Raw genomic sequence first — 10048 nt, 5'->3', positions numbered from 1 at the left:
GGTTAAGCACCACGTCAAGGCCGGCTCGGTCAATCCATTCACCCAGGTGTCCAGCGTCGATTCCGGCCTTCTTGTAGTCATGAAATGTGTAGGCCGCGCCGCGCGTATCCAGCCAGGCCCGTGCTTTCTTAACTGTGTCGCAGTTGGGGATGCCGTACAGCGTTATGCTCACAAGGCGGGGCTTTCAAAGCGGTGTGTGCGCGGGTTTTCGCAGGTGTAGAGCGTGTAACCGGCGTAATAGTCCGCCCGCCCGCGCGCCTGGGTGCGGGCATGATCGGGCTGGCTGCCCCAGGCTCGCGCCGCGTCTGCGTCGGCCCATTCTGACAGGGCGATCACTTCGCCGTCGTCGGCGGTGTAGCTTTTGAACGAAACAAAACCGGGCTGGGCACGGGCAAGTTCTTCCATCCTCGCGGCATCGGCGGCATAGGCCGCGCCATCGATATCGGCGCGCTTGCGGTTACGAAAGACAACAAGGAACATGGCGCACCTCCTAAACCGGATATGGACAGCGGCGCAATCACGCGCCAAAGCCGTGGCCATGTCCGTCAACACCTTTGGCCGCTTGCTGCGTTTCACCACCTGGGGCGAAAGCCACGGGCCGGCGCTGGGTGCCGTGGTCGATGGGTGCCCGCCGGGACTGATGCTTGATGAAAGCGCGATCCAGCCGTTCCTTGATGCCCGTCGGCCCGGCCAGTCCAAGTTCACCACTCAGCGGCAGGAACCCGATGCCGTTCGCATCCTGTCCGGCGTGTTCGAAGGCAAGACTACCGGCACCCCGATCTCGCTGATGATCGAGAATGTCGACCAGCGTTCAAAGGATTATTCGGAAGTCGCCAAGGCTTACCGCCCCGGTCACGCCGACTATGCTTACGATGCCAAGTATGGCTTTCGCGATTACCGCGGTGGCGGTCGCTCATCCGCGCGCGAGACAGCGGCTCGCGTGGCGGCTGGCGGCGTGGCGCGGCTGGTCATCCCCGAAGTTGCGATTGTGGGCTATGTCGCCGAAATCGGCGGCGATGCGATAGACATGGCTAATTTCAACCCAGACGAAATTGGCAACAATCCGTTTTTCTGTCCAGATAGTCTGGCGGCTGCTCGCTGGGAAAAGATCGTCGACGATGCGCGGCTGGCGGGAAGCTCGGTCGGCGCGGTGGTCGAATGCCTGGCTACGGGTGTTCCGGCCGGCTGGGGCGCCCCGGTTTACGGCAAGCTCGACGCCGATCTGGCCGCGGCAATGATGGGCATCAACGCGGTCAAGGGCGTCGAGATTGGGGACGGTTTTTCCGCCGCGCGGCTGACAGGTGAACAAAACGCCGATCCGATGCGGCCCGGCAACGATGGGCCTCTCTTTGCCCAGAACCATGCGGGCGGGATCGCCGGGGGGATCAGCACCGGCCAGCCGGTCAAGGTCCGCGTGGCGTTCAAGCCGACCAGTTCGATCCTGTCTCCGGTGGAAACCATCGGCCGCGACGGTCAGGCGACCGAAATCCGCACCAAAGGCCGTCACGATCCCTGCGTCGGCATCCGCGGGATGCCGGTTGTCGAAGCAATGATGGCGCTGGTCCTGGCCGATCATATGCTGCTGCACCGGGGGCAGTGCGGCTAGGCCGCGCCTGCCATCACAAATACGCGCCAAGCCCTTCAAATACAGCGGCCAGCCCGGCGGGCTCATCGCTTGCTTGCAGCGCTAGAAGCGCTGGCCCCACACCAAGGGCAAAGTCGGCCACTCCCTTTTCTGACGCACATCGTTCGCCGCCCAGCGACCGGATGAAGCCGATGGCTGGCGCGTTTTCCGCCAGGATCTGCGCATCGAGGGCGGCGATTCCTTCGTGCTGGCAATGGATCAGCAACACTGCGGTCAGCATCCGGGCCAGACCCTGGCCGTGATAAGCGTCCAGCACGCCAACCGCAAACTCTGCCCGGGGTTGCGCTTCGTCGCTGCGGATCGCGTGGACCACGCCAATGGCGGTTTCCTCAGGGTCATCGCTCAGGATCGCACCCCAGGCCAGGTGCCGATGGCCGTCCACCCGGACCAGCTTTTCAATCACATGATCGGGCGGCACGGGCGCGACCGAGAAGAACCTCAGATAGCGCGATTCCTGGGAAAGTTGCTGGATACCATCACGCAGCCGCACACCATCACCGGGCCGCACAGCCCGCAGGCACACCTTTCGTCCATCCTCAAGACGGGTGTGGACGATGACATCGTCAATCGGGCCGGGATCCGCAGATGCTGCCATTTTGGCAGCGTAACCGTATCGGCCAAGGGTGGCTATCCCCGCAGGATTCCGCCCAGCTTGGCCGCAGCGGTTGTTATCCGTTCCGCGATGGCTTTCAGGTCGGCCTCGGTGAAGCTCTTTTCCGCCGGCTGCAGCGTGACTTCGATCGCCAGGCTTTTCTGGCCATCCGGGACACCTTGCCCGCGAAAATCGTCAAACACGCGCACTGCAACGACGTTGGCTTTGTCTGCGCCCTTGACCGCGCGAACCAGGTCACCTGCCGGCAAGGCAGCGTCGACCAGGAAAGCAAAGTCGCGGGTTACGGCCTGCAAGGCCGGAGGGGCATAAGCCGCGCGGGCGAAACCGGGCGCACCCTTGCGCGCCGGAACTGCATCAAGGTACAGCTCGGCTGCCGCAACCGGCACATCGATGTCAAAGGCTTTCAGCGTGGCCGGATGGACCATGCCAAAGCGGGCCAGCACTGTTTTGGGACCAAGCCGCAGCGTGGCGGACTGGCCGGGATGAAACTGCGGCCCGGCCTCAGCCATCACTTGCAGGTTGTCGACCGGGGCACCGGCCTCGGCCAGCAGGGCCAGTGCCTCGGCCTTGGCGTCGAACGCGTCGAACGCTTGCGGCTTCCCGGCGGCCCAGCCGCGCGCCGTCTTTTCGCCTGCCAGCACTATGCCCAGCGTCAACCGCTCGTCGCTGTGCCCGGCGTCCCCGCGCAGATAACGGCGGCCAAGTTCGAAAATACGCAGGCCCGCAGCCCCGCGATTGAGATTGCGCTGCGCTGCCGCCAGCAGGCCCGGCAGCAGCGAGGGACGCATGACCTTCATGTCCTCGCTGATCGGGTTGGCCAGCATCCACAGGCCGCCACTGCCCTCCGCAAAATGCTCTCCCTCGGCCTCAGGCAGAAACGACCAGGTGACCAGTTCGCTTAGCCCGCGCGCAGCAGCACCGCGGCGCACCTTTCGCTCCAGCTTTTGCGCCGGGGTTGCGGTAGGCCGCGCGACACCGTCGGTGCGGGGCAGGGCGGTGCTGGTCACGCGGTCGATACCGTGGATGCGGACGACCTCCTCGACGATATCGGGCCAGCCAACTATGTCCGGGCGCCAGGTTGGCACTCGGACCAGCCAGCTGTCCGGATGCTTCGCCAGCGCATCATCCCAGCCGACCGTTGCCAGCGCTTGGGCCTTGTGTGCAGCGTCGTTCCAGATTTCCAGGCTGTCTGGATCAGGCGTCAAAAAGCCCAGCCGGCCCAGAATGCCGCGCTGCGTTTCGGGTGCAATGTCGACCCCGCCCAGGGTCAGGGCCTGTGACGGGCTGTAAGGGACCATAAGCTGCACAGCCGGATAACCGTCTGCCGGGAACTGCCCGGCAATGACCGGTTCGGAAACGTCACCGCCGCACAGATCGATAATCATCTTTGCTGCGGTTTCGATGCTGACCGACAGCATCATGGGATCGACACCACGTTCAAAGCGCTGGCGCGCGTCGGTTGTTACAGCGTGACGCTGGCCGCTCCGGGCGATCCAGTCCGGATCAAACCAGGCACATTCCAGCAGAATGTCGGCGGTCGTGTCACAGACGCCGGTATCCTCTCCGCCGATGATCCCGCCCAGACCTAGCACCGCACTGTCATCGGCGATCACGCAATCTTCGGAAGTTACGGTGTAAGTCTTGTCGTTGAGCGCCAGGAAGCTTTCGCCCGCGCGTCCGCGCCGGACGGTTATCCCGCCTTGCAGCTTGGCCAGATCATAAACGTGAAGTGGCCGCGCACGATCAACCGAGAAATAGTTGGTGATGTCGACCAGCGCAGAAATTGGCCGCAGCCCGGCTGACATCAGCCGGGCCTGCAGCCATTCCGGACTGGGGCCGTTCTTGACGCCGCGGATGACCCGTCCCCAGAACACGTGGCAGCCACTGTTCTGTTCGACCGTGATCTTGACGGGACAGGGAAAACTGCCGCTGATCGGCTGATAGGACGTTGACTTGTGCCGGAAAGAGCCCAGTCCCGCCGCCGCCAGATCGCGTGCGATCCCGTCAATCCCCATGCAATCGGGACGGTTGGGCGTTATCGCCACATCGAACACCGGATCGCTGCCGTGGTAGCGGGAAAAGGGCATGCCGATCGGTGCATCGGCAGGAAGCTCGATGATCCCGTCGTGATCGTCGCCCAGTTCCAGCTCGCGCGTGGAGCACATCATACCGTTCGATTCGACGCCGCGGATCGCGCTTTTCTTGAGTTCAAACCCGCCCGCCGGAACCACTGCGCCGGGCAGGCCGAGAACGCCGACCAGGCCCGCTCGGGCGTTAGGCGCACCGCAGACCACCTGCAGCGCTTCGCCCGATCCGGTATCGACGCTCAGCACCTGCAGCTTATCGGCATTGGGGTGACGCTCAGCAGTCAGGACACGAGCGACGGTAAAGCCGGACAGCCGCGCTGCCGGATCATCCAGCGATTCAACTTCCAGTCCGATCGCGTTCAATTTCTCGGCGATCGTTTCGGCGGTGGCTTCGGTTTCAAGGTGATCCTTGAGCCAGGAGAGCGAGAACTTCATGATCCGCGCCCTCCTTATGCCGCAGTACCGACGCCGCCCGACAGAGTCGGTACGTCGTTGGGGTTGAAGCCATAGTGACGGTTCCAGCGGGCATCGCCGTCAAAGAAGGCGCGCAGATCTTCCATTCCGTACTTCAGCTTGGCCAGCCGATCGACTCCAGTGCCGAACGCGAAGCCCTGCCACTCATCAGGATCAAGGCCGCCCGCCGCGATTACCTTGCGGTTGACCATGCCGCTGCCCAGTACTTCCATCCAGCCGCGACCGGGCTCATCGCCTGATCCGCCGACTGCGCCGTTATCGCGCGCATAGCCGACATCGACCTCAACCGATGGTTCGGTGAAGGGGAAGTAGCTGGGGCGCAGGCGCAGGACGATGTCATCGCGTTCGAAGAAGGCCTTGAGAAAGGTTTCGAGCGTCCATTTGAGGTGGCCCAGGTGAATGCCGCGGTCGATCACCAGACCTTCGATCTGGTGGAACATCGGGGTGTGGGTGGCATCGCTGTCGCTGCGATATACCCGGCCAGGCGCGATGATCCGGATCGGTGCGCCCTGATCAAGCATGGCCCGGATCTGCACTGGGCTGGTGTGGGTTCGCAATAGCATGGCGCGGCCATCGCCGTCCTTGTCGGGGAAATAGAACGTATCGTGCATCGCCCGCGCCGGGTGGCTTTCGGGAATGTTAAGCGCGGTGAAATTGTGCCAGTCGTCCTCGATCTCGGGGCCGGTGGCGACGGAAAAGCCCATGTCTGCGAAAATCTCGGCCAGTTCGTCCATCACCTGGCTGACCGGGTGGATTGAACCGCGCGGCGCTTCTGGCGCGGGCAAAGTCAAGTCGACGGTTTCGCTTGCCAGACGTAGCGCCAAGGCGGCGCTTTCCAGGGCGTCCTTGCGTGCGGCCAGGGCCTCGGTCACGCTTTCGCGCAGGGCGTGGATTTGCGGGCCAATCCGCTGGCGTTCGTCGGGCGACATGGCACCAAGGGTCTTGAGCAGGCCCGAGATCGAACCCTGCTTGCCCAGAAAGGCAACCCGCAATGTCTCCAGCGCGCCCAAATCCTGCGCGGCGGCGATTTGCGCCAGCGCCTGTTCACCGGTTGCTGCATGGTCCACTGGTATTGGTTTCCGTCTTCTGGCGGTTAGACAAGCGCGCCCTTTAGCCAGCCGCGACGCGCGTGCAAAACGGAAAAACTTGCCTGCCTTGGCTCAATCTGCGCCGATCACGGTCCCGTGAGGCGAATCCATGGTCTGCACTGGCGCGCCGTGGATGCGGGCGCGCTCATGCATAAAGTGATCCAGCACCGGGTGCGGCAGGGCGGCGTATTCGCCCGGGGTCATGCCCATGAACTCGTGAAACTCGCGCACGAACTGGGCCTGGTCGTGATACTGGCTGTCGATTGCGCCGATCCATTTGAGCGAAGGGTCCAGCATGAACTGCGCCAAACTCCGCATGAAACGCTGGCGGCGCAGCAGCAGTTTGGGCGGAAAACCGAATACCCGGCGGCACAGCCGTTCGATCGTGCGCTGGCCAATGCCAACGCGCTCGACCAGGTGGGCAACGGTATCGATCTGCGGATCGACCAGCGCGGCGTGGATTGTCTGAATGCGCGCGGCATCTGCTTGCGGCCCATTATCCAGTGCGCGAAAAAATGCGACGATCCGGGCCAGCTCTGCTTGTTCGTCCGGTTCGGTCCCGAACAGTCCATCCGCTAGTGGGACAAATGGGGCGAAGGCGGGATGCGTGCGCCCGTCGGCCATCAGGTTGCAATGTGCTGCGGCGGGCAGGCGTACAAATCTCTCCCAACCCAGCGGTAACAGGCCGATCCCCCAAAAACGGGTCGCGCCCAGCTTGAAATGACAGGTTTTGCTGCTGGGGCCGGTGGCGGTAAAATTGGTGCCGGAAAGTTGAGACTGTCCATCAAACCAGGAGACCGGACTTTCGCCGTCGAAAAACCGCAGATTGGCCCATTCGGGCTGCAAGGCATCCTCGATCCACTCGCCTTCGGGCAAGTGTACGCGCGACACGTAGAACGTGGTGAAATAGCAACGCAAGTCTTCCGGCGGCGTATGAAACCGCACGTCGATCATCGGATCCGGCGACACCGAAGGTTACCCCCTTGGCCTGTATTGCAAGAGGTTGCCTGACCGCAGCTGGGTATGCAAGCTGATGGTCAGGCAGGCCTATGCAGCGCTTGTACCGCCTCTCCCGCCGCAGCGCGCCTGGCCTGGGCTGCGGCGCGCAGCACAGGATGGTCAAGCGCGGCATAGGCGCTTGGGCTCATACCCATGAAGCGTTTGAAATCGCGCACGAAATGGGCCTGATCAACGTATTGCCAGTCCAGCGTCGCGATCCACTTGAGCGAGGGGTCCAACATGAACTGCGCCAGACTGCGCAAGAACCGCTGGCGGCGCAGCAGAAGCTTGGGCGGAAAGCCGAAAGTGCGAAGCGACAGGCGTTCGAGCGAACGCGGCGACATGGCGATTCGCGCGGCCAGTTCGGTGACAGAAGCGGTGGCGGGATCGACAAGGGCGGCATGGGCGGCACGCACGCGATTCGCGTCGGCCACGGCAGCGCGGCTATCGAGGACCGAAAGAAGGTGGGCGTCGATCCGCATCGCTTCGGCCGCCGCATCGTCCTCATCACCGAAAACCGAACCAAGCAAGGGCGTAAAGGCGCTGAACACGGGATCGATCAAAGCATCGCAGAACCGGTCGGCATAGTCCGATGCCGGAACGTCAAAAAACCGCGTCCAGCCCAGCGGCAGAATCCCGATGCCCCAGATCCGCGCCGTGCCGGTTATGAAGCGCGAGGAATAGCTCGACGGACCGGTGGCAACCAGGTGCGGTAAGCTGCGCAGCGGATCGCTGCCAATCGCCGCTTGCCAGCTGTCGTTGCGCGCCAAACGGATGTTGCCCCATTCCGGATGAAGATAGTCGTCTATCACTTCGCCCTCGGGAACGCTGACTTCGGTCAGGTAGTAGGTCGAAATGTAGGGAGTAAGGGCCGGCGAAGGCATGAAGAAGCGCACGGCCACACGGTCGCCAACACTGTGCGGGATCATAAAGATATTGGCCCCTGCGCTATTCCGCGGCACGCTGCCCGAAAATATCAGTCTGCGCGAAGCGGGCAGTTGCGGCAAGGGGCGACGCGCGCAAAGCACCGGTTTGGAAAGAAAAAAGAAAAGGCGCGGACAGCAATGCCGTCCGCGCCCGATCCTGTCAGCGTGTGCGCTGGCTTCAGGCCGGCAGGGCAGCCTTCGCCTGGGCGATCACGGCATTGAAAACACCGCCTTCGTTCATTGCCAGATCGGCCATGACCTTGCGGTCCAGCGTGATCCCGGCCAGCTTGGTGCCGTGGATGAACTGGGAATAGGTCAGGCCTTCGGCGCGGACCGCAGCGTTGATGCGCTGAATCCACAGAGCGCGGAAGGACCGCTTCTTCACCTTGCGGTCGCGGTACGCGTACTGGCCGGCCTTTTCGACCGCCTGGCGCGCAACGCGGATGGTGTTCTTACGGCGACCGCGATAGCCCTTGGCCTGGTCGAGAATCCGCTTGTGCTTGGCGCGGGTGGTAACACCCCGTTTGATACGGCTCATTGTCTAGCGCTCCTCAGTTCAGCCCGTAGGGCGCCCACTTTTTGATCACCTTGGCATCGGCATCCGAAATGGTGTCGGTGCGGCGATGCTGGCGAATGTACTTGGCGTTGTGGCTGATCAGGCGGTGGCGCTTGCCGACCGCACCGTGCTTGATCTTGCCGGTAGCGGTGAGCTTGAAGCGCTTTTTGACGCCGCTCTTGGTCTTGAGCTTGGGCATTTTCGTCTCCTTGTTTGAGACACGTCCGACTCGCCCTGGCAGCCCTAGTTGGCCAGGCGAGCCATCGATTCCGTGTCAATGAAGGGCGCGCGGTTAGACCACTTGCCGCAATTAGGCAAGGTCCTGCGTGCCCATAACCGAGAAGTCGAAGCGAAGCTGCAATCCGGGCGAGGCGAGCGACCAGTGCGCCTTTGACCCAAGGCTGGACAGCGATGCGCGGATGACGCGCATGCCAAGACCGTCGCTGACTTCGGTCTGCATCAGCGTTGCAGCATCGGCGCAGCCGTTGTCACGACAAACCACAGTATAGGCATGGCCATCGCGTCGACCCGTGACCATGATGGTGCCGCCGCAGTCTTCTTCAAAAGCATATTTCCCGGAATTGGTCGCGAACTCGTTGACCACAAGACCGATCAGATTGGCTTCGCTGGGTGATACTTCAAGCGAATCGGCCTGCACTTCAAGTTTCACTCCGCGCGGCATCAGGTCTGACAGCGGCGCCGCCAAACGGTGCAGAAAGCGGGCAAGGTCGATCCGCATGGAATCGCTGCCAAGATACAATTCCTCGTGCAGGGCTGTAAGAGCGATGAGTTTGGCGCTGACCGCGTCGAGCGCCATGCGGGCATCGTCGCTTGCTGCGCGGCGCTGCAGCGTACGCACGCCGGCCATGACGGAAGCGAGCGAGTTTTTCACCCGGTGGTCAATCTCGCGCCGCAAGGTCTGCAACTGTTCCACATTGCGGCGCAGTTCAAGCAGCACCATGACCTGGCGTGCCATCGCCAGCAAAGTCTGCCGCTGCAATTGGCTGATCCGCCGCGGCTGGTGATCAACCACGCAAAGCATACCAAGCACCGCACCGTCTTCGGCAACCAGAGGGGCTCCCGCATAAAAGCGTATCCCGTCTTCGGCCAGGCACAGAGGGTTGTCGTTGGTGCGCGGATCCAGGTGTGTGTCGGGGATTTCGACCAATCCACCTTCGTGCATGACCCGCGCACAGATGCTTTGTGACCGCGGAGTTTCGGTTTCATGGAAATTGGTGCGGGCTTTGAACCATTGCCGGTGTTCGTCGACCAGGCTGACAAGCGCGATCGGTGTCTGACAGATTTGCGCGACCAGATCGGTGATTGCGTTGAAATCGGCGTCCGCTGCGGTGTCGAGCACGGCAAAACTTCGCAGCGCCGCCAGCCGCCGTAGTTCCTCTCCATGGGTAATTGCCTTCATTGGGGGCGGGCTAGGTGTAAAATTGCCGCTTTGCAACCGCTTGCCGTGCGTGATGGGCATGGCATTTCGTCAACGGCCGCGGCGGCGTTCCCGCTTGCCTAATGCGTATGCACAGCGCACCTCGATCGGTGTGACGGAAATTGAGTCGACTTTCCTTGCCGGGCGTTTGCTGCTCGCCATGCCCGGAATGGGCGATCCCCGGTTTGATCGCGCGGTGATTGCAATGGTCCAGCACGACGC

General features: G+C 62.7%; 10 protein-coding genes and 1 pseudogene. 1 reads left to right on the top strand and 10 read right to left on the bottom strand.

Translation table 11 applies throughout. The annotated features are described in order from the left end of the window. Positions 1-172 (bottom strand): annotated as a pseudogene (locus Q0L62_RS12605) (arsenate reductase); the annotation flags it as partial. Beyond that, entirely contained in the window at positions 169-480 is a 312-nt protein-coding gene (locus Q0L62_RS12600) for an antibiotic biosynthesis monooxygenase (RefSeq protein ID WP_296680368.1), read from the bottom strand. The gene Q0L62_RS12600 and the pseudogene Q0L62_RS12605, both read right to left, overlap by 4 nt. A 58-nt stretch (positions 481-538) precedes the next feature. Here Q0L62_RS12600 and aroC point away from each other — a divergent pair, with 58 nt between their 5' ends. Continuing rightward, positions 539-1606 (top strand): chorismate synthase, encoded by a 1068-nt coding sequence (gene aroC, locus Q0L62_RS12595; protein WP_296680371.1) that lies wholly within the window; start codon positions 539-541, stop codon positions 1604-1606. A 13-nt stretch (positions 1607-1619) separates the two neighbouring features. On the opposite strand, the gene Q0L62_RS12590 is transcribed toward aroC, so the two are convergent. The 8 genes from Q0L62_RS12590 to Q0L62_RS12555 all read right to left on the bottom strand — a co-directional run bounded on the left by Q0L62_RS12590 (position 1620) and on the right by Q0L62_RS12555 (position 9808). After that, a complete protein-coding gene (locus Q0L62_RS12590) occupies positions 1620-2240 on the bottom strand; it encodes a GNAT family N-acetyltransferase (RefSeq protein WP_296680365.1) in 621 nt (206 codons plus the stop codon). A 32-nt stretch (positions 2241-2272) separates the two neighbouring features. Continuing rightward, complete coding sequence (gene pheT / locus Q0L62_RS12585) at positions 2273-4780, bottom strand: phenylalanine--tRNA ligase subunit beta (protein ID WP_296680363.1); 2508 nt, start codon at positions 4778-4780, stop codon at positions 2273-2275. A 14-nt stretch (positions 4781-4794) separates the two neighbouring features. Then, positions 4795-5886 carry a phenylalanine--tRNA ligase subunit alpha gene (gene pheS, locus Q0L62_RS12580; protein ID WP_296680360.1) on the bottom strand — a complete coding sequence of 364 codons (1092 nt, stop codon included), beginning with the start codon at positions 5884-5886 and terminating at the stop codon, positions 4795-4797. A 93-nt stretch (positions 5887-5979) separates the two neighbouring features. Next, positions 5980-6876: a helix-turn-helix domain-containing protein gene (locus tag Q0L62_RS12575; protein WP_296680357.1), complete on the bottom strand. Its 897-nt coding sequence runs from the start codon at positions 6874-6876 to the stop codon at positions 5980-5982. 68 nt (positions 6877-6944) lie between these two features. Continuing rightward, on the bottom strand, positions 6945-7835 hold the full coding sequence (locus tag Q0L62_RS12570; RefSeq protein ID WP_296680356.1) for a helix-turn-helix domain-containing protein: 891 nt from the start codon (positions 7833-7835) through the stop codon (positions 6945-6947). A gap of 175 nt (positions 7836-8010) precedes the next feature. Further along, complete coding sequence (gene rplT / locus Q0L62_RS12565) at positions 8011-8370, bottom strand: 50S ribosomal protein L20 (RefSeq protein WP_296680353.1); 360 nt, start codon at positions 8368-8370, stop codon at positions 8011-8013. Between the two features lie 13 nt (positions 8371-8383). Next, a complete protein-coding gene (gene rpmI / locus Q0L62_RS12560) occupies positions 8384-8587 on the bottom strand; it encodes a 50S ribosomal protein L35 (protein ID WP_296680350.1) in 204 nt (67 codons plus the stop codon). 111 nt (positions 8588-8698) lie between these two features. After that, positions 8699-9808, bottom strand: coding sequence for a GAF domain-containing protein (locus Q0L62_RS12555; protein ID WP_296680346.1), 1110 nt, complete (start codon positions 9806-9808; stop codon positions 8699-8701). Between the last annotated feature and the right edge of the window lie 240 nt (positions 9809-10048).

It is taken from the genome of Novosphingobium sp. (assembly GCF_024642085.1).
Lineage (GTDB): Bacteria > Pseudomonadota > Alphaproteobacteria > Sphingomonadales > Sphingomonadaceae > Novosphingobium.
The sequence above is the reverse complement of the archived record's forward strand: the minus strand, read 5'-3'. Positions and strand labels throughout refer to the sequence as shown.